Source organism: Burkholderia sp. RS01, assembly GCF_039748055.1.
GTDB lineage: Bacteria > Actinomycetota > Actinomycetes > Actinomycetales > Micrococcaceae > Arthrobacter.
Genome location: NZ_JBDLAK010000032.1, coordinates 15,471 through 39,853, shown reverse-complemented (window position 1 = coordinate 39,853; position 24,383 = coordinate 15,471). Strand labels below are relative to the sequence as shown.

General features: G+C 67.5%; 21 protein-coding genes. 9 read left to right on the top strand and 12 right to left on the bottom strand.

From position 1 onward, the window contains the following. Positions 1-90: 90 nt before the first annotated feature. Positions 91-378 (bottom strand): MFS transporter, encoded by a 288-nt coding sequence (locus tag ABFP37_RS21165; protein ID WP_347034839.1) that lies wholly within the window; start codon positions 376-378, stop codon positions 91-93. 148 nt (positions 379-526) lie between these two features. Next, positions 527-1,030: a hypothetical protein gene (locus ABFP37_RS21160; RefSeq protein WP_347034838.1), complete on the bottom strand. Its 504-nt coding sequence runs from the start codon at positions 1,028-1,030 to the stop codon at positions 527-529. 92 nt (positions 1,031-1,122) lie between these two features. Here ABFP37_RS21160 and ABFP37_RS21155 point away from each other — a divergent pair, with 92 nt between their 5' ends. From ABFP37_RS21155 to ABFP37_RS21145, 3 genes are all read left to right on the top strand, one after another. Further along, positions 1,123-1,815 (top strand): metalloregulator ArsR/SmtB family transcription factor, encoded by a 693-nt coding sequence (locus tag ABFP37_RS21155; RefSeq protein WP_078027729.1) that lies wholly within the window; start codon positions 1,123-1,125, stop codon positions 1,813-1,815. Positions 1,816-1,953: 138 nt separating this feature from the next. Then, the gene (locus ABFP37_RS21150; RefSeq protein WP_078027730.1) at positions 1,954-3,030 is read left to right on the top strand and encodes a hypothetical protein; all 1,077 of its coding nucleotides are present in this window, start codon (positions 1,954-1,956) and stop codon (positions 3,028-3,030) included. Continuing rightward, positions 3,027-4,667, top strand: coding sequence for a serine hydrolase domain-containing protein (locus ABFP37_RS21145; protein ID WP_347034837.1), 1,641 nt, complete (start codon positions 3,027-3,029; stop codon positions 4,665-4,667). Before ABFP37_RS21150 ends, ABFP37_RS21145 begins: the two co-directional genes overlap by 4 nt. On the opposite strand, the gene ABFP37_RS21140 is transcribed toward ABFP37_RS21145, so the two are convergent. The 3 genes from ABFP37_RS21140 to ABFP37_RS21130 form a co-directional block, all read right to left on the bottom strand. Continuing rightward, positions 4,636-5,052: an ester cyclase gene (locus ABFP37_RS21140; RefSeq protein WP_078027731.1), complete on the bottom strand. Its 417-nt coding sequence runs from the start codon at positions 5,050-5,052 to the stop codon at positions 4,636-4,638. The genes ABFP37_RS21145 and ABFP37_RS21140 overlap by 32 nt on opposite strands. An 80-nt stretch (positions 5,053-5,132) precedes the next feature. Further along, positions 5,133-5,897, bottom strand: a complete 765-nt coding sequence (locus ABFP37_RS21135; RefSeq protein ID WP_078027732.1) for a DUF2182 domain-containing protein — start codon at positions 5,895-5,897, stop codon at positions 5,133-5,135. Between the two features lie 109 nt (positions 5,898-6,006). Then, positions 6,007-6,612, bottom strand: coding sequence for a DUF1326 domain-containing protein (locus ABFP37_RS21130; RefSeq protein WP_347034840.1), 606 nt, complete (start codon positions 6,610-6,612; stop codon positions 6,007-6,009). Between the two features lie 356 nt (positions 6,613-6,968). Here ABFP37_RS21130 and ABFP37_RS21125 point away from each other — a divergent pair, with 356 nt between their 5' ends. Continuing rightward, positions 6,969-8,036 carry a glycerophosphodiester phosphodiesterase family protein gene (locus ABFP37_RS21125; protein ID WP_078027734.1) on the top strand — a complete coding sequence of 356 codons (1,068 nt, stop codon included), beginning with the start codon at positions 6,969-6,971 and terminating at the stop codon, positions 8,034-8,036. Between the two features lie 75 nt (positions 8,037-8,111). Here the strand turns inward: ABFP37_RS21125 and ABFP37_RS21120 are convergent, their stop codons facing one another. The 4 genes from ABFP37_RS21120 to ABFP37_RS21105 all read right to left on the bottom strand — a co-directional run bounded on the left by ABFP37_RS21120 (position 8,112) and on the right by ABFP37_RS21105 (position 15,638). Then, entirely contained in the window at positions 8,112-9,590 is a 1,479-nt protein-coding gene (locus tag ABFP37_RS21120; RefSeq protein ID WP_347034836.1) for an MFS transporter, read from the bottom strand. 73 nt (positions 9,591-9,663) lie between these two features. Then, a complete protein-coding gene (locus ABFP37_RS21115; RefSeq protein WP_347034835.1) occupies positions 9,664-11,157 on the bottom strand; it encodes an NAD-dependent succinate-semialdehyde dehydrogenase in 1,494 nt (497 codons plus the stop codon). A gap of 72 nt (positions 11,158-11,229) precedes the next feature. Further along, entirely contained in the window at positions 11,230-14,283 is a 3,054-nt protein-coding gene (locus ABFP37_RS21110; RefSeq protein ID WP_347034834.1) for an FAD-binding and (Fe-S)-binding domain-containing protein, read from the bottom strand. A gap of 77 nt (positions 14,284-14,360) precedes the next feature. Beyond that, a complete protein-coding gene (locus tag ABFP37_RS21105) occupies positions 14,361-15,638 on the bottom strand; it encodes an aminotransferase class III-fold pyridoxal phosphate-dependent enzyme (protein ID WP_347034833.1) in 1,278 nt (425 codons plus the stop codon). A gap of 66 nt (positions 15,639-15,704) precedes the next feature. Between ABFP37_RS21105 and ABFP37_RS21100 the strand changes: the two genes are divergently transcribed. The 4 genes from ABFP37_RS21100 (at position 15,705) to ABFP37_RS21085 (ending at position 20,520) form a co-directional block, all read left to right on the top strand. Next, positions 15,705-16,754 (top strand): D-2-hydroxyacid dehydrogenase, encoded by a 1,050-nt coding sequence (locus ABFP37_RS21100; protein ID WP_347034832.1) that lies wholly within the window; start codon positions 15,705-15,707, stop codon positions 16,752-16,754. 92 nt (positions 16,755-16,846) lie between these two features. Further along, positions 16,847-18,028 (top strand): M24 family metallopeptidase, encoded by a 1,182-nt coding sequence (locus ABFP37_RS21095; protein WP_347034831.1) that lies wholly within the window; start codon positions 16,847-16,849, stop codon positions 18,026-18,028. 3 nt (positions 18,029-18,031) lie between these two features. Beyond that, positions 18,032-19,285, top strand: coding sequence for a PLP-dependent aminotransferase family protein (locus tag ABFP37_RS21090; RefSeq protein ID WP_347034830.1), 1,254 nt, complete (start codon positions 18,032-18,034; stop codon positions 19,283-19,285). Then, positions 19,282-20,520, top strand: coding sequence for a M20 family metallopeptidase (locus tag ABFP37_RS21085; RefSeq protein WP_347034829.1), 1,239 nt, complete (start codon positions 19,282-19,284; stop codon positions 20,518-20,520). The genes ABFP37_RS21090 and ABFP37_RS21085 overlap by 4 nt, the downstream gene beginning before the upstream one ends. Positions 20,521-20,603: 83 nt before the next feature. On the opposite strand, the gene ABFP37_RS21080 is transcribed toward ABFP37_RS21085, so the two are convergent. The 3 genes from ABFP37_RS21080 to ABFP37_RS21070 form a co-directional block, all read right to left on the bottom strand. Next, the gene (locus ABFP37_RS21080; RefSeq protein ID WP_347034828.1) at positions 20,604-21,281 is read right to left on the bottom strand and encodes a GntR family transcriptional regulator; all 678 of its coding nucleotides are present in this window, start codon (positions 21,279-21,281) and stop codon (positions 20,604-20,606) included. A 185-nt stretch (positions 21,282-21,466) separates the two neighbouring features. After that, complete coding sequence (locus tag ABFP37_RS21075; protein ID WP_347034827.1) at positions 21,467-21,979, bottom strand: DUF3830 family protein; 513 nt, start codon at positions 21,977-21,979, stop codon at positions 21,467-21,469. A gap of 8 nt (positions 21,980-21,987) precedes the next feature. Further along, complete coding sequence (locus ABFP37_RS21070; RefSeq protein ID WP_347034826.1) at positions 21,988-23,418, bottom strand: amidase; 1,431 nt, start codon at positions 23,416-23,418, stop codon at positions 21,988-21,990. Between the two features lie 192 nt (positions 23,419-23,610). On the opposite strand from ABFP37_RS21070, the gene ABFP37_RS21065 reads away from it, so the two are divergent. Beyond that, entirely contained in the window at positions 23,611-24,351 is a 741-nt protein-coding gene (locus tag ABFP37_RS21065) for a maleate cis-trans isomerase (RefSeq protein WP_347034825.1), read from the top strand. Positions 24,352-24,383: the final 32 nt, after the last annotated feature.

The window sequence follows — 24,383 nt, the reverse complement described above, 5'->3', positions numbered from 1 at the left end:
TGCGGCGCTTGACCCGTGGCTGAACTACTACAACACTGAACGCATCCACGCCGCCATCAACAGCACCCCGATCACGCGAGTGTCACTAACCTAATGGCCGGGTACAGCTAGCGCGCAGGTCACCGCCACCAGCGCCATGCCGAGCATGAAGAGCCGCCGCGGCCCGAACCTGTCGGCCAGCCGCCCCATCAGTGGCTGGCCCGCGGCCGAGGTGATGTAGAAGGCGGTGATCACCCACGTGACCGTGGCGACGTCGAGCCTGAAATCCTCGCGCAGCACCACCAGGGCGACGGCGATCATCGACGAGTTCAGCGGGTTCAGCGACGTGCCCAGGCTCAGGCCAGCCACCGCGAGTCCGGCGCGGGAAGGGTTGCTCACGGCAACAGTCTTCCCCACGGGGCGCTTCTGCGGCGAACTCGGTGACGTTTCCTGGCCACCATCGCCTCCACCGCCAGCTCAGTTTTGCGCTGAACCCGTGGCAGGGCGACCTGAAGCTCTGGACGAACGCCCGGCTGGATTAAGGGATTCAGCCCGTCGTGCGGTGTGTACTCGTGGTGCTTCGCATTCCGCTGTAGGCTGCCACGACCCCCACCAGGAAGACGAGGACCGCGAGGTAGATCAGGCCGAGGTGCCCAAGCGTGGCCAGACCCCATGGGTAGTGCGCGGGGAGGGCCACAGCGAGTCCGACGACCGGGACGATAACGGCTGTGGCGAAGGCCCACCGTTCTCCGCGGCGCACCCCGTACCAGGACAGGCCTGCGACAGCCAGCCCGGTCGCAGCGATGAAGCCGCTGACCGCGATGTGCAGATGGCTGATGTAGTGATACAGCTGCGGGCTGAACGCCTCGATCTCCGCCTTTCCCTTATCCACTTGATCGGGGCCGATGCCCAGCTCGAGGAAGGCGTCCGTGAAGTTGAGTACCAAGAAGATTACGGCGTACCCCACGAAGGCCAGCCCGGCCAGTGTCATGAGAGCGGCTCCCGTCCGGAGTCGGGACTGTTCCGCTTGGGGAGTTTGGATGGTGGACACGGCCACCACCCCCTTTCTTATTCAAGTAGGTACTTGAATAAGAATCCCTTGACGGTAGCATTGTCAAGAGAACTCTTGAATAGGAGGCCCGAGTGGGCGATCAGCAGGAAAAGGATGCGCTCTTCGACGCCCTCGTAGAAGCTGCCAGGGCGTTGGGGAACGGCAGGAGGGCGCAGCTGATCGATATCCTCGGGCAGGGCGAGAGGTCGGTTGACGAGCTGGCCGCCGAGATCCACCAGACTATGGCCAACACATCCCAGCATCTGCAGCGCTTGCTGCGAGCCGGCCTTGCCTGCTCCAGACGCTCGGGGACGCGGATCTACTACTCCCTGGCCAGCCCGGCAGTGGAGCGGCTATGGCGAGCACTTCGGGAGACGGCCGAGGCGCACTCGGGGGAGCTGGGCGATCTCGTCCGTGCCTACGTCGGCGATCGCGCCGACCTGAGCATGATCACCCGCGACGAACTGCTGCTGCGCCTGCGGCAGGGCGACGTTGTTGTGCTGGACGTGCGTCCGCAGCCAGAGTACGAATCCGGACATATCCCGGGTGCGCTTTCCGTACCCTTCTCGGACATTAAGTCTCGACTCCGCGAGGTTCCCCAGGGGAGCGAAATCGTCGCCTACTGCCGCGGACCATACTGCCTATATGCAGACGAAGCCGTGCGGCTGCTCACGGACGAAGGGCGCGTCGCCACCAGGCTTGAGGAGGGCTTCCCCGAGTGGAAGGCGAACGGGCTCCCGATAGAACAGTCGGCCACGGCACGGAATTCGCCGCCAGGGCACTGATCGAGTGGTGCAACACGGCCGGCGTGGACACTGCGTTCATCGCGGCGACCATACGCTCGCCGATCGTGCTTCCCTTGTGAGCGCCCGGCCAGAGCAGTACCATCCCCTCACCGAACAGCTCCGTGGAAGTGGGCAACGATGCTCGATACGGCAGGCAACACTGTAACGAAAAAGCGCCGCGACCTGGTCACAGAGCTGCTGGGTGTTTGGCTGCTGCTGGCCGTCTTCCTGGACGGCTGGGCGCACCTCAACCTCCCCAGCCTGGAGACATTCTTCACGCCGTGGCACGCCGCCCTCTACTCCGGCATGGTGGCCACCGCGGCGTGGACCGCCCTCGTGATCTGGCGGAACCGGACGCCGGGGCAGCCGCTCTCGCAGGCCCCACCGCCGGGCTACCGCGGCACCGCGATAGGGGTGGTCCTCTTCGGCGTGGCCGGCGGCCTGGACCTGCTGTGGCACGAAATTCTGGGCATCGAAGTCTCGCTGGATGCCCTCGTCAGTCCCACCCATCTGCTGCTCGGCTTCAGCCTCTTCCTCATTCTGGGAACGGCAGTCCGCAGCGCCCGCGCAGCCAGCCGTAACGGGAACTTTGAGTGGACCCCGGCGGCGCTGTTCGCCGTCGTCCTGATGACCGGGCTGGGAGCCTTCTTCCTCATCTACTGCTCTGCCTTCGTCCGGCCCGGGCCGACGGCCCTCTTCGTCCCGACGCCGGTGGGCACGCCGGGCCGTCTACAGGCGGAGCTGCCGGTGGTGGTCAGCCTGACCGGTTACCTGCTGACCACAGCGTTGATCATTGCTCCCTTCCTCTTTACGCTCTCCGCCTCCCGACGCCCTGCCCGCGGGATCGTCACCATGCTGGTGGCAGCTGCCGCCTGGCTGCCGGTGGCGATGGTGGGCTTGCGTCCCACCGCAATCGCCGGAGCCGCCGGAGCCACTGCGGCCGCAATTTCGGCGGACGTGCTGCTGGCCCGCCTGCCACAGGCTTGGCTAAACCGGCGGCTGCCCGCGGTGACGGCCGGCATCGCCGCTCTCCTGTGGACGGGCCAGCTGGTGGCCTTCGCGGTGGCGGACGGGATCCGCTGGCCCGTATCGCTCTGGCTGGGGGCGGTGGTGCTCAGCGCAGCGGCTGCAGCAGGCCTGGCCCTCCTCAGTTCCTGGGGCCCGGCCACACGTTCAGCACAGGACGCCGCCGGGGTTGTCGAAGGCAGGTTGTGAGGACGCGCCGAAGCATTTCCGCATCGTCGCATTGCGTTCTGTCATGCGTCCTGGCGGTTGGCGTTCTCGGCGGGTTCGGCACGCCGGTAGCGGCCGCCGTCGAAATACCGGCGACCGGAACGCCGGCGACCGGACCTGCGATCCCGGACCGGGGCTATGAAGCGGTGGACGCCTACCTGCGGGAGCAGATGGCAGCCATCGGGCTTCCGGGAGCCGCCGTCGTCGTCGTGAAAGACGGCGTCCAGGTGCATTCCGCGGCGTTCGGGCACGCCGACGACTCGGGGCGGCCGATGACAGCCCAGACGCCGGTGCTGCTGGCCTCAACCACCAAGCCCCTCACCGCCATGGCCGTGATGCAACAGGTGGAGGCGGGCCGGCTGCGGCTGGACGAGCCGGTGCGGACCTACCTTCCCTGGTTCACCCTGCAGGACAGCCGCTCCTCCGCGATCACGGTGCGCCAATTACTCCACCAAACAAGCGGCATGGCGTCCAAGGACACGGCGTTCGAAGCCTCCGACGCCCAGGACCCCGAGGCCATCGAGGAAGGGGTGCGCGCCCTGTCGGGTTCCCCGCTGGCCGGATCGCCGGGTGAGGGGTTCCGGTATGCCAGCGCCAACTTCAACATTCTGGGCCTGCTGGTGCAGACGGTCTCCGGCCAGCCGTTCGGGGACTACATGGAGCAGCACGTCTTTGCGCCGCTGGCAATGGCCCACAGTCATACGACACGCGCCGCAGCGCAGGCGGACAACGCGGCCGCCGGCTATTCCCTCTGGTTCGGCTCGTTCTGGCGGCAGACCGGAGTGCCGGCGCCCACCACCGGAATGCCGTCCTCCACGATGTACTCCTCGGCCGAGGACATCGGCCACGAACTGACCGCCCTGCTGGACGAGGGACGGTACCGGGGCCGCGCATTCCTCCGGCCGGAAAGCGTGGAAACCCTGCTCAAGCCGGAGGTGCAGATTGACGAGTCCAAGGGCTACGCCATGGGCTGGTTCACCCGCCCGCTCGTGGAGTCCGTTGGCCCCGCAAGCGGGGCCGCAAGCCCGCCCACGGCAGACCCGCCCACCGCGGACCAGGCCTTGCCCCTGCTCCTGGAGCATCAGGGCGAATGGGGCAACAGCCACACTTACAAGGCCATGGTTCCGGCCTCCCGCCTCGGCGTGGCCCTCGTCATCAACGCGAACGACACGTCGGCCCCGTCACGGCTCAAGGCCATTGACACCAACGTCCTGCGGATTCTCCACGCGCAGCCGCCGGTGCCGGCCGTGGTGCAGGAGGACTGGCTCCAGCGCTCCAGCTGGCTGGTGTCGCTGGTACTGCTGCTCGCTGAACTGCTGATCCTCGCGCTGGCCCTCGCCTTTCTTCTGCGGAGGTCCGCCGCCCGAAGGCGGTGGGTGCCGTGGGCCGGGGGCGCTGCAGCGCTCGCCCTCGACGGGTTCGCGCTGTGGCTGTGCCTGGTCTACGCCCCCGCGCGGTTCGACACCCATCTTGCCGTCATAGTCCGCCAGTTTCCCGACGTCGGAGTCGCGCTCGTCCCCGCGCTCGGGCTGGCCCTCCTCTGGCCGGTCCCGCGAACGGTTTGGCTTGTTTCCCGGATGCGCTCCGCTACTCCGGGATCGCACCGATCTGCTGCATGAGCCTCAGGTTGTCGGTGGTTCCCCAGTGCTCGGCGACCTTGCCGTCCACGACGCGAATGATGTCAGTAGTGCTGAACTCGACCGTCTTGCCCGTTGCCGGAATGCCGGCCATCTCCCCACCATGAGTGCCCGTTAGAATCACGTGGCACGCTTCCATGTCTCCTTCCGCCAGCGATGGCTCGATGGTCTTGGCTTTGATGTCCGGGAACGCTGACCGAATCGCATTCACGAAGAACCGGACGCCCTCCTTGCCGGGCGGTTGTCCAGGAAAACCCTCTTCGTGATCGACAAAGTCTTTCGTTGACAATTCATCAATTAGAGCTAGATTTCCGCCCTCAATTACCTCTGTGTAAAAACGCTTGATCAGTCCAGCCCCGTCAGACATTTCCGACTCCTCCAGTGCATGAGACCGTTCAAATTTTCCCCCGGATGCATGGACGCGCACTCGGCGTGCGGACCGTGCTGTCACATCCCCATCCCGCCCGTTGCCGCCGGTGTGAGGGCGATACTGAGGGCAATGACGGCGAGCGCCACGGCAACCGAACGGTTGGCCAGCCGCTTCCAAGGAAGCATCTTCTCCACAGCAATGAATGCGCCCACCAGCGCCATCCAGCCGACGCTCATCACGCCCAGCGCAAACAGCGCCACCATAAGCGCCCAGCAGCAGCCGACGCACCAGGCGCCGTGCTCCGCTCCCATACGCAGCGCCCCGCCGTATCCCGGCCGGAGGCGGTGCAGAATGAAGTCCAGGGGCGTCCGGCACTTGGTGAGGCAGACGTTCTTGGCCGGGGTCAGCTGGTAAACGGCCGCCGCCAGGATCACCCCGGCCGCGGCGTAGCGTCCGCCGGGCTCCGCGGTGAGCCCGCCCGGCACCAGCGAAGCCACGGCCTCATAGAGCGCGTACGCCACAAGCCCGAACGCCGTCCACGCCAGGAGGTAGCCGGCCACGAAAAGCGCGGTGGAACCGCGCGGCGCATACCGCCCCGTTTCCCGACGACGGCGGCCGATCTTCGCGTACGCCGTCACCATGGGCGCCACCGACGGAAACATCATGGCGGCCAGCATCACCACCCAGGTGATGAGGAAGAAGTCCAGCGGCCCCGGATCCGTCCAGCCTCCCATGTTCATTCCGTTCATCCGGTCAGCGGTGAACACCCAGCCCGCCGCCGCGAGGAGGAGCAGAACGGCAACCAGCCCGGCTTGGCGCACGTCGATCCGCTGCAGGTCCATCCTGCGGGGACCGTAGCCGCGCAGACCCGTCCCGGGACGTGCAACGCCGGCGTTGACCTGCGTGCCCGGTCCCGGGATCAGAGTGCTGCGCTGCCTGTGATGCCGGGGCTCATGCGCGGCCCTTGGGTCCACCTTCAGCCATCTCGCTTGCGAAGGTGAAATCCGCCGTCTCGCCATATACCGCCTCAAAGTCGAGGCCGAAGAGGTCCGATCCGCCCTTGCCCTTGCCGATCAGGAACTCGGGGGCGAAGCCGAACATCGCGTTTTTGACGGTGGTGACTCCCCCGCCCGGGCCCGGAAGCGATTCGAACGCCAGGTTCGTGTGCCCCGCCACCGATGCCGTCGGGGCGTCGCCGTCGGAGAAACTGATGCTTCCGCGCTCCACGCCGAGCCACTCGCCGTAGAGGGCGGCGAAGTCGGCGAAGGGACCGCCTTCGTCGCCGTGGAGAATGCGCTCCAAGGCCTGGGCCTGGCCGTCGGAGATGCTGTCGCCGAGGACGATGCCGACCTTCCAGTTACCGGACGTCAGGTTGGACGGGAACAGGTTGCAGAAGGCGAAGTCGACGCCTGAAAGATCGGTGTCATCGAGCCGGCCGCTGGCGATGTGGAAGACCGCCGCGCCGCGGCATTCCCCGTTCGGCCCCGTGGGCGGGTTATCCACGGGACACGGACAGATCAACTGGCAGTTGCAGTTCGCAAGATATTTTCCGGACATTTCCCAAGACATCAGAACCCTCCTCGCTGGCGCCGTCGCCAAGCAAAAGCGGCCCAGATTCAGCGCCGAGAATACTTAGGAACGGGGCAGAACGCCCCGTTAAGGCAGACCGTATTCCCGGATAATCTGCGTGTCAATATCCCGTGATTACGGGGAAAGACAGCCAGGCGCGTCCCATCATTTTCTGAGCCTCCCGCCGTCCTAGGAGTCCGGTGCCCGAACTTCGCAGACCGTCAGCACACTTGTTAACCTCCCATCCAACTCCCCGCACACCACGCGCCATCTGGCCTGGGTAGCGTGGATGGGTCAGCCGGCCGCATCGCCGGCACCGGTCTCATCCAGGAGGAACCATTCCCATGCGCACAGTTCTGACTGCCGCGGCCGCCGCCGCGCTCATCGCCGCCCTGGCGAGCCCCGCCGTCGCCGCCCCTGCCGCGGAAGCCGGCACACCGTCGTCGAACGCTGCCGGGAAAGCAACGTCCGGCATCAAGGCAAACGAGGGCAGCGGCTACTTTGACCTGCAGGCCCACCGCGGCGGCCGCGGCGAATGGACCGAAGAATCCCTGGCCGCGTTCGGCAACTCGCTCAAGCTTGGCGTGACCACCCTCGAGCTGGACACCCACCTGACCGACGACGGCAAGGTCATCGTCTGGCACGACGACACCATCCAGGCCAACAAGTGCGCCGACACTGCCCCGGCCACCCCGGGCGACCCCGAATTCCCGTACGTCGGGGACCGCGTGGCCGAGCTGTCCCTGGCCCAGATCAAGACGCTGAACTGCGGCTTCACCCAGCTGCCCGGCTTCCCGGAGCAGCAGGTCATCCCGGGCAACAGGATCGCCGAGCTCAAGGACATCTACCAGCTGGCCCGCGACTACGACGCCAAGAAGGTCCGTTTCAACGTGGAGACCAAGGTGGAGGACGGCAAGTCCGGCGGCGACGGCATGGTTGCGCTGACCAAGGCCGTGGTCATCGAGATCTACAAGGCCGGCATGTCCGGGCGCACCACCGTGCAGTCGTTCGACTGGTCCTCGCTGAACCTGACCAAGAAGATCGCCCCGCAGCTGCCCCTCGTGGCCCTCTCCAGCGGCGACGCGTGGCTCGAGGTGGGCAAGCCCGGCGCCAGCCCCAACCTCGGCGGCATCGACATCGACACCTACGGCGGATCCCTCGCCAAGGCCGCCAAGGCCCAGGGCTACGACGTCATCTCCCCCACGTTCAGCTCCGTCACGCCCAAGATGATCACGGAAGCCCACCAGCTCGGCTTGCCGGTTATCCCCTGGACGGTCAACACCACCGCGGACATGGAGCGCCTGATGGACCTCGGCGTGGACGGCATCATCAGCGACTACCCCACGCGCCTGCGCACCCTCATGCAGGAGCGCGGACTGAAGCTGCCGAAGGCTTACGCGCTGAACGGCTAGAGTCTTCCAGCCAGGACGCACGACGGCGGCCGTCCCCTTTCGGGGGCGGCCGCCGTCGTTGTTTGTTCAGTCAGGTCAGCTTTCGAAGCTCTCGCGCCGCGCCTCCGCGTCCGCTCGGTTCAGCTCCACATAGCTGCGCTGCGGCAGGCCCACCGACTCGGGCACGCCCGGAAGCTCCTCGCCGCGGAGCGTTGCCTGCGCGGTTTCCCGCATGCACAGCACGCTCACCAGACCGATCACGCCGGCGATCGCCATGTACCAGCCCGGCACCAGCTGGTTTCCCGTGGACTCGATCAGCTGGTTGGCCACCGTCTGCGACGGCCCCGCGAAGAATGCCGTGGAGAAGTTGTAGGCAATCGCAAACCCTGTGTACCGCACCGCGGTGGGAAACAGTGCCGGGAGCGTGGACGACACCGACGAAACCAGGACCACCAGCAGCAGCCCGAGCACCGCCAGCCCGAGGAACTGCAGGAGCAGGTTCGGCATGCCCAGCAGCATCACCGCGGGCACGGAGAACACTGCGTAGCCGGCCGCGGCCACCAGCAGCAGCGGCTTCCGCCCCACGCGGTCGGATAGCGCACCGACCGGCGGGATCGCCACCAGCATCAGCGCCATTATGGCCACCAGCATCCAGTTGCCCTGCGCCGCGCTGTGGCCCAGCTGGCCACTCAGGTACGTGGGCATGTAGCCGAGGATCAGGTAGAACGCCACGTTCAGCAGCACCACGAAGCCGGCCAGGACCAGCAGCTGCCGCCAGTTGTGCTTCAGCACGTGCCGCAGCGGCGACTTGGCGGTCTCCTGGTGCTGAGTGGCTTCGGAGAACACCGGAGCCTCCACCAGACGGGTCCTGATCCACAGCGCGGTGAGGCCCAGCGGAATGGTCAGCAGGAACGGCAGGCGCCACCAGCCGTCTTCCATGCCTTGGTCCCCCACCACGGCGATCAGCGACGTGCAGACGATGGCAGCCAGCATGAAGCCCACCGTCGTGCCGAACTCCAGGAACGATCCGAGAAACCCGCGGCGCCGGTCCGGCGCGGACTCCGCCATGTACACCGCAGCGCCGCCGTATTCGCCGCCTGCGGAAAAGCCCTGAACCAGCCGGCAGAGCAGCAGCAGCGCCGGGGCCAGCAGGCCCACCGAGTGCAGCGTAGGCAGCAGGCCGATGGCGCCGGTGGCCAGCGTCATCAGCGTCACGGTGAGCACCATGACCTTCTGCCGGCCCACCCTGTCACCGAGCGGGCCCAGGATGAGGCCTCCCAACGGCCTCACCAGGAAGGACAGGGCCAAGGTAGCGAGAGTCAGCGTCACGCCGAGGCCGCCGTCGCCCTCCGCGGATCCGAAGAAGTTGGCGGCCATGTAGATGGTCAAATAGCCGTACACGCCGTAGTCGAACCACTCCACGGCGTTGCCCAGGGCGGACCCCAGGATGGAGCGGTGGAGGGTGCGTTTGCCTTCCTCGGTGCGGGGCTCCGCTCCCGGCGCGGTGCGGGGCTCCGCTCCCGGCGCGGTGCGGGGTTCCGGGTGCATGTTCTGCACGGGCTGGGGACTGGTCATAATTCGTTCGTCCTTCAGTGAATTGGTGTTCGTCAGCATTCGTCAGCCGCCTGGGCGTTCCGCCGCTCCGGGATCAGCCGCGCGGTACGGCCATGTACTTGGTCTCGAGGAACTCCTCGATGCCCAGCCGTCCGCCCTCACGGCCCAGGCCCGAGGCCTTGACGCCGCCGAAGGGCGCCGCAGGGTTGGAGACGATGCCGGTGTTCAGGCCCACCATGCCGACTTCAAGGGCGTCGCCCATGCGGAAGCCGCGGTCCACGTCCTGCGTGAACAGGTAGCCCACCAGCCCCCAGGGAGTGTCGTTGGCCAGCCGGGTGACTTCCTCTTCGGTGTCGAACGGGACCACCGGAGCCACCGGCCCGAAGATCTCCTGGCTCATCAGGTCGGATTCCGGGCTCACGCCGGACAGGACGGTGGGCGTGTAGAAGTAGCCGGGGCGGTCCGGCCGGGAGCCACCGCAGACCACAGTGGCGCCCCTGGACACGGCGTCGTCCACCAGCTCCTGCACCTTATTCAGTGCCTTCTCCTCCACAAGAGGCCCGACGTCGGTCCCGGACTCCGCGCCGTCGCCCACCGAAAGGGCGCTCAGGCGGGCTGCCAGCCGGCGCGCGAATTCGTCGGCAATGGGGCGCTGGACGAACAGCCGGTTGGCTGCCGTGCAGGCCTCGCCCATGTTCCGCATCTTCGCGGCCACGGCGCCTTCCACGGCGCGGTCCAGGTCCGCGTCCTCGAACACGATGAACGGCGCGTTGCCGCCCAGCTCCATCGAGGAGCGCATCACGTGCTGGGACGCCTGCTGCAGCAGCCGCACCCCCACCTCGGTGGAACCCGTGAAGCTGACCTTGCGGGCAATTCCGCTGGCCATCCAGGGCGACACGACGTCCGAGGCCTTGGTGGTGCACACAACGTTGAGCACGCCCTTGGGCAGCCCCGCCTCGACCAGGATGTCCACCAGCGCCAGGGAGGACAGCGGGGTCAGGTTGGCCGGCTTAAACACCATGGTGCAGCCGGCGGCGATCGCGGGGCCGATCTTGCGCGTGCCCATGGCCAGCGGGAAGTTCCACGGCGTCACCAGCACGCACGGCCCCACCGGCTCCTTGGACACGAGGATGCGGTTCTTGCCGTCCCCGGTGGTGGTGAGGTCGCCGCCGATGCGCACTGCCTCCTCGGAGAACCAGCGGAAGAACTCGGCCGCGTAGGCCACCTCGCCCTTGGCCTCCGCGAAGGGCTTGCCCATCTCGGAGGTCATGATGAGGGCCAGTTCGTCCTGGCGGGCCATGATCAGGTCGTAGGCACGGCGCAGGATTTCGCTCCGCTCCCGCGGCGAGGTCTTGGCCCACACCTTCTGCACCCGGCCGGCGGTTTCAATGGCGCGCTGGGCGTCTTCCGGACCGCCGTCGGCCACCGTCGCGATGACCTCTTCGGTGGCGGGATTGACGACGTCGAACCGGCTGCCGGAGACGGCTTCCGCCCACTCCCCGTCGATGAACAGGCCGGTGCTGACCCTGGCGATCGCGTCGAGCGCCTTCTGCGAGGTCCGGGCAGTGCTGGTGGTCTGGGTGGTCATATCAGGAATCCTTTTCGTCGGTGTTCGGAAAGTTCTAGGGTGGGGTTGGTTTGCGCGCCGGTTTCGGCAAGCTCAACCAGGGGTTCCGGGATCGAGCAGCTGGGCGAGGTGGCTTCCGGCCCGCTCGGCGTCGAGCTGCTTGACCTGCATGGCGCAGGAGAAGCCGTCCGTGAGCACCACGGATTCCGGCGCGGTGCTGCGCAGTGCGGGAGCCAGCGCCTGCTCCGCCACCTGCATGCTCACCTCGTAGTGCTCCTTCTCGAAGCCGAAGTTCCCTGCCACGCCGCAGCAGCCGGAGGCGTCCACAACGCCGGTAATGCCGACAGCGGCCAGCGCGGCCTTCTGCATGCCGGCACCGAAGACTGAGTACTCGTGGCAGTGCGTCTGCAGCACCACCTGCTCCGGAAGCGGTTCCGCCGGATTGGGGGTCCAGCCTGCTCGTGACAGCTGGTCAATGTGCGACGCGAAGCTGCGCACCCGGGCCGCCACGCGCCGAGCCTGCTCCGTGTGGACCAACTCGGGCAGGTCCTTGCGGAGCGCGGCCGCGCAACTGGGTTCCACCACCACGATGGGCCGGTCGGTGCCATCGTCGAGCACTTCGGCGGCGTTGCCCAGCAGCTTCTTGGCGGTGTCCAGCTGGCCGGTGGAGATCCAGGTCAGGCCGCAGCACGCGTCCGCGGAGCATTCGGTGCGCTCCCCCGCGCCGGTGAGCACGCGGGCCGCGGCGCCGGCCACCTCCGGGCGGAAGCCCTTGGTGAACGTGTCCACGAACAGCACCACGCCGTCGGCACCCGGGAGGGTTCCGCCGTCGTGCGTTTTGCGGCGGCGCCGGCCCGGCATCGCCACGCCCGCCGCCGCAACCTCCCTTTGCCACTCGCTGCCGCCGGCGAACCGGGGCAGCGAGCGCTCCGTGGTGAGGCCGCCCAGCATGGCGGCCGCCTTGCCGAGCGGCGTGGCCAGGACGGCATTGACCAGCGGCGCCACGCGGCCGGTGATCTTCAACCACCGCGGCAGCCAGCCGAGGGAGAAGTGCGAGAGCGGCCGCAACCGGCCGCGGTAGTAATGGTCGAAGAATTCAGACTTGTAGCTGGCCATGTCAACGCCCGTGGGGCAGTCACTGGAACAGGCCTTGCAGGACAGGCAGAGGTCCAGGGCCTCGCGGACCTCCTCGGACTTCCAACCCTCCTCCACCGTGCGGGCGCCGCGGACCATGTCCTGCAGCACGCGGGAACGTCCGCGAGTGGAGTCCTTCTCGTCGCCGGTGGCCCGGTAGCTGGGGCACATCACGCCGCCGGAATCCGTGCGGCAGCGGCCCACGCCGATGCAGCCCTGAACGGCATGGACCCACGGATCGAGGCCGCTTCCGCCCGCGTCTGCGGGGTTGTCCGTCTCCGCGGAGGATCCGCCGCCGGAATGCAGGGGACGGAGGTCGAAGCTGGTCCGCCACTCGCGCCGCGGCACGCCGTCCAGCGCCAGGTTCTCGTCCAGCGGGTCCGGGTCCGTGAGCGATCCCGGGTTCAGGATGCCGGCCGGGTCCCACAGGCGGCGGTAGGCAGAGAACGACTCCAGCAGGCGCGGCGAGTACATCAGCGGCAGCAGCTGGGACCGGGCCCGGCCGTCGCCGTGTTCGCCGGAGAGCGAGCCGCCGTGCCGGACCACCAGGCGGGCGGCCTCGCCGGAGAACGTCCGGAACACCGCGCGGCCTTCCTCGGTGCGCAGATCGTAGGTGATGCGGATGTGCATGCAGCCGGCACCGAAGTGCCCGTACATGACCCCCTGGAGGCCGTAGCGCTCCAGTAGCTGACGGAAATCGGACAGATAGTCCGCCAGGTTTTCGGGTGCGACGGCGGAATCCTCCCACCCGGGCCAGGACTCGCCGCCCGTGGACAGCCGGGACGAGAGCCCGGCGCCGTCCTCGCGGACACGCCAGAGCGAGGCCCGTTCAGTTGCGTCCGGCACGGGGCGGCCCGCCACGAGGCGGCCGTTTTCCGTGAGCCTGGCCAGCAGGCGGTCGGCCTGCGCCCCCACCTCGGCGGGGTCATCGCCGTCGAGGTCCACGTACAGCCAGGCCTTGCCTTCCGGCAGCCCGAGCACCGCGCCCTCGCCGCGGCGGAAGCGCATCGTGTCCACGATGGCCTCGTCGATGCCTTCCACGGCGGCCGGGGAGAATTCAAGGATGGTCCCGATGTCCCGCGCGGCGTCCACCACGTCCGCGTAGCCGAGGCAAACCAGCAGCGCGCTGGCCGGCTTGGGCACCAGCTTCATCCGGGCGCCAGTGACGATCACGCAGGTACCCTCTGAGCCCACCAGGGCGCGGGCAACGTTGAAGCCCTTTTCCGGCAGCAGGTTGGCCAGGTGGTAGCCCGAGACCTGCCGCTGGATGCGGCCCAGTTCGGTGCGGAAGTCGGCCAGGTTGTTGTGGGCCAGCTTCTTGAGCGAGTCCGTCAGCGCCGTAGCGCGTGCCGCAGCAGCCCTGTCCTTCGGGTGGGTAGCGCGCAGCCCGGTGGCAGTGGCGGTGAGGCGGGCGCCGTCGGAGGTGACGACGTCGAGCTCCACCACGTGGTCCGAGGTGCGGCCGTAGCGGACGGAGTGGTTGCCGCAGGCGTCGTTGCCCAGCGAACCGCCCACGGTGGCGCGGTTCTTGGACGATGGATCCGGGGCGAACGTGAACCGGTTGCCGGTGGTCTGCTCCACTTCGCGGGAGAGGACGGCGAGCACCACGCCCGGGTCCACGGCCACGGTCCCGGCTGCCTCATCGATCCCGTGGATCCGGTTCATGTACCGGGAGAAGTCCAACACCACGCCGGGCCCGATCGCGTTGCCCGCCATGGACGTGCCGCCGCCGCGGCTGATCAGCGGGGTCCCGGTTTCCCGGCACACCGCCAGCGCGGCCACCACGTCCTCCGTTGAGCGCGGGAACACCACGGCCAGCGGAGGCACCCGGTAGTTGGACGCGTCGTAGGAGTACTCAGCCAGCCGCCGGGGCGAGCCGTCCGCGCTGATCCCGGCGGCAGACAGCCGCTCGAGCACCTTCCGTTGGGCCTCGTTCTGCAGGCCGGTGGCCTGCTCAGCGGAAGGCACGACGGCGGCGGCGTCCGATGCGGAGGTAGCGTCAGTTTGCTTCATGTCGGTCAGCGTAGTCCCCGACGGCATTTCAGCAGGCTGGACGGTAGTGGGCAGCGAAGCGTCACTCATCGACGGGCTCAGGCTCCGGCGGTGGCGGGAACAGCGCCCACGACGGCACCCACGGCGGCCTCGAAGCGCTCCAGTCCCGTGGAGATTTCCTCGGCGGTTACCACCAGGGCTGGGATAAGGCGGACCACGTTGCCGGCAGGGCCGCAGGTCAGTGTCAAAAGGCCGTGCTCCGTTGTGGCCTGCTGGATTGCGGCGGCCGTGGTGGCGTCCGGCTTGCCGTCCTCGCCGGTGAATTCGATGCCCTGCATGAGGCCGCGGCCGCGGACGTCCCCGATCACCGGGAAGCGCTCCTGGAGCTCCTTCAGGCCCGCCTGCAGCTGTTCGCCGCGGACGCGGGAGTTCTCCACGAGGCCTTCCTCCTGGACCACTTCGAGAGTCGCGACGCCGGCAGCAGCCGACACCGCGTTGCCGCCGTAGGTGCCGCCTTGGGAGCCGGGCCAGGCCTTGGACATGGTTTCGGTGGAGGCGGCGATGGCGGAAATTGGGAAGCCGGAGGCGATGCCCTTCGCGGTGACGATGATGTCCGGGGTGGCCGCGGAATACTGGTGGCCCCAGAACTTGCCGGTGCGGCCCACGCCCGCCTGGACCTCGTCGAAGATCAGCTGAATGCCGTACTTGTCCGCACGCTCGCGCAGCCCTTCCATGAAGGCCGGCGGCGTGGGCAGGTAGCCGCCGTCGCCCAGCGCGGGTTCGATGAGGAACGCTGCGGTGTCATTGGGCGCGGTGCGGGTCTGCAGCAGGTAGTCGAGTTCCTGCAGGGCGAACTCCACGGCAAGCGCCTCGTCCCAGCCGTAGCGGTACGCGTATGGGAAGGCAGACATGTGGACGCCGGCCATCAGCGGGGCGAAGCCGGCGGAGAACTTGGTGCCCGCCGTCGTCAATGACGCGGCGGCGACGGTGCGGCCGTGGAAGCCGCCCTGGAACACCACGATGTTGGGGCGGCCGGTGGCCATGCGGGCCAGGCGGATGGCCGCCTCGACGGCTTCGGAACCGGAGTTGGCGTAGAACACGGAGTCCAGGCCTGCCGGGAGGACCTCGCCGAGCTTCTCGGTCAGTTCCAACAAGGGCTTGTGCATCACCGTGGTGTACTGGGCGTGGATGATCTTGCCCACCTGCTCGCGTGCGGCTGCCACCACTTTGGGGTGGCAGTGGCCCGTGCTGGTCACGCCGATGCCGGTGGTGAAGTCCAGGTAGTCCTTGCCGTCGGTCCCGTGGATCCAGCTGCCAAGGGCGTGATCCACGACGACGGGGGTTGCTTGCTTGAGTGCGGGGCTGAGGGAAGTCATGCGTCCCATGATGCAGGTCACACCTGTTTATTGTCAACAATCCTGCAATGGGAGTACGGTTGTGGCGTGAGTAACACTGAAAACGACCACCTGCTCCAGACGCACGAAGCCCGGAGCCAGCCCGCCCCAACCCCTTCCATGGACGACCAGACGCCCCGCGTCGTCATCCTCGCCGCCGAGGGCCAGCCCCGCCCCTACAACCTCACCGAGATCGAGGCCCTTTCCCACGTCACTGTGACCGACGCCGCGGGCCTCGCGGAAGCCTCGCAGGGAGCCAACGTGCTTTTTCTCTGGGACTTCTTCTCCTCAGCACTGCGGGACGCGTGGCCGCGCGCCGATTCGCTGAGATGGGTACATGTGGCCGCCGCCGGCGTGGATGCCATGATGTTCGACGAACTGCGCTCCTCCGACGTGGTGGTGACCAACGCTCACGGCACGTTCGATCAGCCCATCGCGGAGTTTGTCCTGGCCTCCATCCTGGCCCACGACAAGCAGCTGCACCGGAGCAAGGATCTCCAGCAGCAGGTCCTCTGGCAGCACCGCGAGCTCACCCGCACCGGCGGCTCGCACGCCCTGGTGGTGGGCACCGGAGGAATCGGCCGCGCCACCGCCCGGCTGTTGCGCGCCGTGGGATTGGAGGTCCGCGGCGTCGGCCGCACGGCCCGCGATGACGATCCTGATTTCGGCACCGTCTACGCGAGCGCGGACCTGGCCGAGCACGCCGGCTGGGCGGACCACGTGGTGCTGATCGCCCCGCTGACCGAGCAGACCCGCAACATGCTGGACGCCCGCGTCCTCGCGGCCATGAAACCGTCCGCGCACCTTGTCAACGTAGGCCGCGGCGCCCTCGTGGACGAGCCTGCCCTCATACAGGCCCTGTGCGACGGAGAGATCGCCGCCGCCTCGCTGGATGTATTCAGCGAAGAACCCGTTCCGGCCTCCCACCCCTTCTGGGACATGGAGAACGTCCACATGTCCGCGCACATGTGCGGCGATGTCATCGGCTGGCGCGATGCCTTGGCCCGGCAGTTCCTCGGCAACCTGGAGCGCTGGACCGCGGGCGGGCGCCTGGCCAACGTGGTGGACAAGGAACGCGGCTACGTCAGTGGCAGCTGACACCCGAAAAATTACAAAGTCCCGCGGTTTGTGTGAGCCGCACCACATGGTCTAGATTGTAGACAATCTACCAATTAACTCGGAGGTGTCTTTTGCTGTTCAGCCAAGAGGAGTACGACGCCCGGCTCGCCGGTGTCCGCGTGCGCATGGCCAAGCAGGGGCTTTCTGCCCTGCTGGTCACCGACCCGGCCAATATCTACTACCTGACCGGCTACAACGCGTGGTCCTTCTACACCCCGCAGCTGGTCTTCGTTCCCGCCGACGGTCCCATGCTGCTGTTCACCCGAGCCATGGACGCCGGCGGCGCCTTCCGCACCACATGGCTGCCCGACGACTGCATCGTGGGATACCCGGAGCAGTACGTCCACCGCCCGCACGTGCACCCCTTCGACTGGGTGGCCTTCGCTCTCCGCGAGCGCTATCTCATTGCCCCGGCGGCCAAGGGCTGCGTGGGCCTGGAAATGGACTCGCACTTCTTCTCCCCCAAGGCTTACCGCTCGCTGGTCAACGCCATCCCCGAATGGACGCTGGTGGACAGCTTCGAGCTGGTCAACTGGGTCCGCTCCATCAAGTCACCCGCGGAGATCCAGCTGATGCGCGGCGCGGCGCAGGTCTGCGTGGCGGCCATGGAGGCCGCCGTCGAAACGATCGACGTAGGCGTCCGCCAGTGCGATGCCGCGGCCGCCATCAGCCAGGCGCAGATCAAGGGCGCCAACGGCATCGGCGGGGACTACCCCGCCATCGTGCCGATGCTCCCCACCGGCGAGGCCGCGGACACCCCGCACCTGACCTGGAGCGAGGACCGCTTCGAGGCCGGCCAGGCCGTCGTCATCGAGCTTGCCGGCGCCCACCAGCGGTACCACACGCCGCTGGCGCGCACCCTGACCCTGGGCAAAAAGCCGGAGCGCCTCGCGAAGCTGGCCGACGCCGTCGCCGATGGCCTCAACGCCGTGCTGACCGAGGTGCAGCCGGGCGTCCCCGTCCGCGAACTCGCCCGCGCCTGGAACTGGACGCTGGCCAAATACGGCCTGGAAAAGCCCTCCCGCATCGGCTACTCGATCGGCGTCGGCTACCCGCCCGACTGGGGCGAGCGCACCATCTCCATCCGCTCCGAGGAAGAATCCGTCCTCGCGGAAAACATGACCTTCCACGTGATCGGCGGGATGTGGATGGACAACTACGGCTACGAACTCTCCGAATCGATCCGCGTCACCGCCGACGGCGTGGAGACGTTCACCAGCTTCCCCCGCGAACTCATCCAGAAAGGCGGCTAGTCCATGACTGTTGACCACATCGCCACCCGCTCCCGCACTCCGTTGCCGTTGGCCGACCGCGCAGCCGACCTCGTCGGCTCGGTCATTGACTCCAGCACGTCACTGCTCGCCGCGCAGACGCACGATATTGTCCGGTTCGCCATGGGCTCCCCAGCGGACGAGGCCGTGCCGCTGGCAGAATTCCGGGACATCGCGGACCAGGTCATCGACCACAGCTCCATGACCTACGGCGCCACCGAAGGCGAACCGGTGCTGCTTAAGGCGCTCGTGGAGTACCTGTCCGGAACGTCGGACCCCACCGCCCAGGAACGCGTCACCATCACCGCCGGCGGCATGCAGGGCCTGGACCTGGCCTGCAAGATCTTCATCAACCCCGGCGACCTGGTGATAGTGGAAAGCCCCACCTACACCAACGGCAGCGCCACCGCCCTGAGCTACGGCGCCGAACTCCTCGAGGCACCCACCGACGAGCACGGCCTCATCGTGGAGGCCCTGCCCGCACTGGTTGCCGCCGCAGGCCGCACGCCCAAGGCCATCTACACCATCCCGAACTTCCAGAACCCCTCCGGCACCACGCTCTCACTGCCGCGCCGCCACCAGCTGCTGGAACTGGCGCACGAGTGGAACTCCCTCATCATCGACGACGACCCCTACGGGCTGCTGCGGTTCCAGGGTGACGACCTTCCGTCCCTGCAGGCCCTGAGCCCCGGCGACCCGCTGCTGTTCTCCGTCCGCACGTTCTCCAAGATCCTGGCCCCGGGCCTGCGCGTGGGCTGGGTGGACACTGACCCCGCGCTGCGCCAGCTGGTCATCAACGCCAAACAGGCCATGGACACCTGCACCAACGTTCCCGCCCAGCACATCGTGGCCGAGTTCATCCGCCGCGGCGGCCTGGACAGCCACCTCGCAGGCCTGCGCACCGAGTACAAACGCCGCAAGGACGCAATGCAGGACAGCCTCCGCCGCCACCTCGGCGACCGCGTCACCACCACAGATCCCGAAGGCGGCTTCTTCCTCTGGCTCACGCTCCAGGGCGAGGACGCCCGGATCTCCACGCGGAAGCTCTTCGAGACGGCCCTCGCCGAAGGCGTCGCCTTCATCCCCGGACCGGCGCTGTCCGCCAGCGGAAAGTTCGACGACGCACTGCGGCTCTGTTTCGCATCCACTACTCCCGAACGGGCAGAGGAGGGCATCATCCGCCTCCGCCGGGCCATCGACCTGGAACTCGCGGCAGTGAAAGGCGGCGACAACGCTTGAGCACTGCCTCTGAACACCTGGGCCTGGATCAACGTGCCCGTGAACAACTCGACCTTGAACAGAAAGTCCTCGGACTGATCAGCGAGGCCGATCTCGTCTCGTTTACCACGGCCCTCGTGGCCGCCGGCGGCGAGAACCCCGGCGGCACCGAGGAAGCCACGGTGGAGGTTCTGAAGGACTATTGCCAGGCGGCAGGCCTCGAGGTGTCAACGGAAACCGTAGCCCCGGGGCGGCCGAACTTCATGGCTGTCCTTCCTGGCGGCGTCCGGCCGGGCATCCTGTTCCTGGGCCATTCCGACGTCGTACCCGCCGGGACCGGCTGGGAGCGGCCGCCTTTTGAACCGCACGTCCGGGACGGCCGGCTCTTCGGCCGCGGTTCCACAGACATGAAAGGCGGGCTGGCCGCCGTCGTCATTGCCCTCAAGGCACTCAAGGACGCCGGCGCGCAGCTGCCCTTCAACGCGGCGCTGGCGTGCACGGTGGACGAGGAGGACCTTGGCGTTGGCATCCGGGCCTACACCGCCGCCGCTCTCGCCAATCCGGCGTTTTCCTACTCGGCGTGCGTCGTGGCCGAGCCCACCGACCTCGAGACGGTGATCGGCTGCCGCGGGGACAGCTACATCGAGCTGAAGGTCACGGGCAAGTCGGCCCACTCCGGCCGCCCGGCGGACGGCCGGAATGCGATCGACGCCGCAGCGAAAATCCTGGACCTCGTCCGCGAAGACCATGCCCGGCTGCAGTCCGGGCAGGACCCGCTGCTCGGCGCCGGAAGCTGGAACATCGGGCTCATCAGCGGCGGCACGGGAACGTCCATGGTGGCGGCGGAATGCACCGTGTCCCTGGACCGGCGGCTCATGCCCGATGACGACGCACAGCTGATCCTGGACAAGCTCCGGGCACGGATCAGCGAGGCCGGCATCGATTCGGACGGCATCACCGTGCAGGCTGAGGTCACCATGGAGATGCCCGGCTTCCGCACTCCGGCTGACCATCCGCTCGTGGCAAACTCCGTTTCAGCGCTGGCGGACGCCGGGGTGCACAGCGCCATCACCGGCTGGACGGCGGCCTGCGACGGCGGTTTCGTTGCGCGCGACCTCTACGTACCCGCCATCGTCATGGGCCCCGGCGGCCTCAACGACCAGGCCCATCAGGTGAATGAGTCCGTCAGCATCGCCGAGATCGTCGCGGCCGCCCGGGCCTACGCCCTCATGTGCCTTCGCCACGGACACGGCTAACTCGTCGCCCTACAACAGAAAGGCTGGCTGCAGGTGCAGCCAGCCTTTCTGTTGTTTTGAGGTTGTTGAGCCGGCCGCTGGGCCTAGGCTGTCGCCGCCTGGCTGTCTCCGCCCCCGCCGGTGAGCCGCTCCAGTGCGTCGTCCATGTGGCTGATGAGGAGCTTCCCCACCAGTTCGTTGTTGCCGGCGGCCAGGGCCTCGGCGATGGCGTGGTGTTCGGCGACGCGAGTGTGCGGGTCCGGATATTTCTTCTCCAGCGCCGTCAGGCACATCCGGGTCTCGGTGAGCAGGGTGTTGTGCATCCGCGTGAGCCGGGTGCTTCCCGCCGCTGCCACGAGAGTGGCATGGTAGTCCATGTCGGCCTCGGACATGGCATCCAGATCGCCTTTGTCTGCCGCCTTCTTCATGGCCTTCACCACGCCCAGCAGCCTTGCCGCCACGTCCTTGGCCCCCTTTTGCAGGATGAGCTCGGACGCAGCCCGTTCGACCGCGGTCCGGGCCACATACATGTCCCGTACCTCCTCGTCGGTCATGGTGATGACGAACAGGCCGCGGTTGCGGATGCTGATGAGGAGGCCCTCCTGAGTGAGCCGCTGCATGGCTTCGCGGAGCGGCCCGCGGCTTACGCCGAGTTCCTTGGCCAGTTCAGCCTCGCCGAGCTGGGCCCCGGGCGGAATCTGGCCCAGTCCGATGGCCGTGCGCAATTTGCCGGCAATGATTGATGGCGTGGATTCGCGCACCACGGGCTCAAATCGTTGCATCGGTGACCACTTTTCCGCTCGAGGGTCCGGTTGCGGCCCCGCGGGCACGCAATCAGACCCGTTCCTGTGTCTGTCCGAAGGGACAGACTAAAACTGTCTACAATCCTACAGGACTCCAGGTGAAATGGCTGGAAAGCAGCGGAACCGTAGCCGGGCCGACCCTCGGGGCGGCCCGGCATGCGGCGTCAGGCTTCAGCATCCACTGCGCGCGAATACGTCAGGGTCTCGTCCCGCGCGCCCCCCATCCAGATGTCCTGGCAGGCTGCCGCCATCTCGTCCAGACCCTCCACAATGGTGGCGAACACGTTACCGGGCACCCATCCGGTGTCGCCGTTGAGCAACAGGTTGTTGCGCCCATAGAAGACGGCCAGGTCAACGATGGTCTGCACCGAATCCGTCCCGGAATCCTGCTCGTAGCCGTGGGAGGGCGTCTTGAGGTCGTTCGACGTGAATGTGAAATAGCAGACGTCGCCCGGGATCGGGGTAACGGTGGTGTTCTCCGCACCTGGCTCGGCCGGGGCGAAGGCAGGCACAAGGTTGTAGATCTCATTGCGGGCGTATTTTCCGTGGAACACTTGGCCGCTCAGCGGCAGGGCATCCCAGACGGCGCTGCTGGTGCGGGGTGCCGCCTCATCGTGAAGGAGGGCCTTGCAGGTCACGCCGCGCTTTTCGAGGGTGATGTTGATGTACCGGGCCATGTTTTTCCCTACTTCCTGGTTGGGGTGGAGAGCTGTGAAATGCTCCGCGGGCGGATGTGGTGCCAGCCGGTTGCGTTCTGATAGGCGGCGGCCGCCGAAAGCACGCGCCCATCGCCATGCCTGGGGCCCACCAGCTGCAGCCCGACGGGCAGGCCGTCCGCGGTGAGCCCGCAGGGGACACTGATGGCCGGCTGCTGCGTCATGTTGAACGGATAGGTATAGGGCGTCCAGGACGTCCAGTCCGCCGATGCGGAGCCGCCAGGCACATCGCGTCCGGCCTCGAATGCGGGGATGGGCAGGGTGGGCGACACTACGAGGTCGTAGCGTTCGTGAAGCTGCCCCATTTCCCGGCCCAGTTTCATCCGCACCGCGGTGGCATCCAGGAAATCGCCGGCACTGAAGCCTGCGTGCCGCTGCAGTGCTGCCGCCAGCAGCGGATCGATCTGTTCGAGGGCGCCCGGGCCGTAGCCTTCTACCACCTTGGCCGCGCCGCTGAACCACAGCACATGGTAGGCGTCCACCGGGTCTGTCCAGCCGAGGTCGATTTCCTCAACCTGGGCGCCAAGCTGCGTGAGAACCTGCACGGCGGTCCGCACGGCTGCTTCGACGTCGGGGTCGTTACTCCCGTAGCCGAGGTCGGCGCTGAAGGCGATCCTGCGGCCGCGGAGGCCTTCACCAACCCCTTCCAGGAAGGAGCGGGTTGGTGCGGGGCCAGCGGACCAGTCCCGCGCATCCGGCTGCGACAGGATATCCATCATCAGCGCCGCGTCCTCCACCGTGCGCGCAATGGGACCGGCGTGCGCGAGCGTCCCGAAGGGGCTGGCCGGGTATAGCGGCACTGTTCCGTAGGTGGGTTTGAACCCGACGACGCCGGTAAAGCCGGCGGGGATGCGGATGGAGCCGCCGCCGTCGGTCCCTACCGACCATGGGCCCATCCCCTGGGCCACGGCGGCAGCGCTGCCGCCGCTGGAGCCACCGGAGGTGCGGGAGGTGTCCCACGGGTTGCGGGTGATGCCGCACCGGGGACTGTCCGTGACGCCTTTCCAGCCAAATTCCGGGCTGGTGACCTTGCCCAGCAGCACGGCGCCGGTCTCGCGCAGCCTCGCGACGGCCGGCGCATCCTCGCTCCAGTCGCCGTCGGAGGACGTCAGCCGGGAGCCGCGCAGCGTGGGCCACCCCTTGGTCAGCATGAGGTCCTTGATGGAGGTGGGAACGCCATCGGCCAGTCCGCGCGGTTCATTACGGAGCCAGCGCTGCTCCGATTCGCGTGCCGCCGCCAGGGCCGACTCCTCCTCCACCAGGCAGAAGGCGTTGATGTCCGCATCGTGCCGGGCGATCGCGTCGAGGGCCGCACGGGTGGCCTCAACCGGCGAAACCTCGCCGGAACGATAGCCGGCGAGAAGTTCCGCGGCTGTGGCCCATTCAAGTGAATCAATCACGCTTTGCAGCTCCTTGTCCGTTCGAACACCTTGTCGTCCCAACAACCTGTGATCCAAATAACACTGCCGTCAGGTTATGTGGCCTGCGTCGAGATTGTCAACAATCCTACTTCCCTATCTTTTACTTTTCTGATTTTGTACGATTGTGCACAATCCGCGGGAAGGTCCCCCGGTTCGTTCAGAGGAGAATTGATGGGCGTCACCATTGGCATGCTTTACCCGGGCTATGGAGCCGAGGACGACTACCCCTATATGGAGGAACTGCTGGGTGAGGGCATCAGCCTTCCCCTAGTTCATACGTCAGTCGGCGTGGACGCCCACGAGGTCCAGGCCCTGCTGGATCTCGGCAAGAGCGAACGGCTCCTCGAGGGCGCCGAGGCCCTGCGCGCCGCTGACCCCGACGCCGTCATGTGGGCCTGCACCTCGGGCAGCTTCGTGTTTGGCCTGGAGGGAGCGAGGCGGCAGGCCCTGCAGGTCCAGGAGGCCTTGGACGTTCCAGCCTCGTCCACGTCGCTGGCGTTCGTGGATGCTGGGCGGGCCCTGGGCCTGGACCGGGTGGCTGTTGCCGCCACGTACCCTGACGATGTTTCCCGGCACTTCGTGGAACTTCTCAACCACGGCGGAATCGAGGTGACCCAGCTGGTCAGCCACGACATTCCCACGGCCGCCCTGGCCGGCGAACTGGACCGTAAAGGCGTCCTGGAGCTTGCACGCAGCAACGACAGCCCGGAGGCGCAGGCCATCTTGATTCCGGACACCGCCCTGCACAGCGCGCGCTGGATCAACGAGCTTGAGGCAGCCCTGGGCAAGCCCGTGCTGACGGCAAACCAGGTGACGGTATGGCAGGGTCTCCGCCTCGCCGACGCGCTGCGCCCGTGCGATGCCCTGGGATATCTCTTCAAGCACACGGCGGAGATTTCCGTGGGGGCTTAACCAAGAAAGGCGTCCCGGCGAGCAGGCACTAA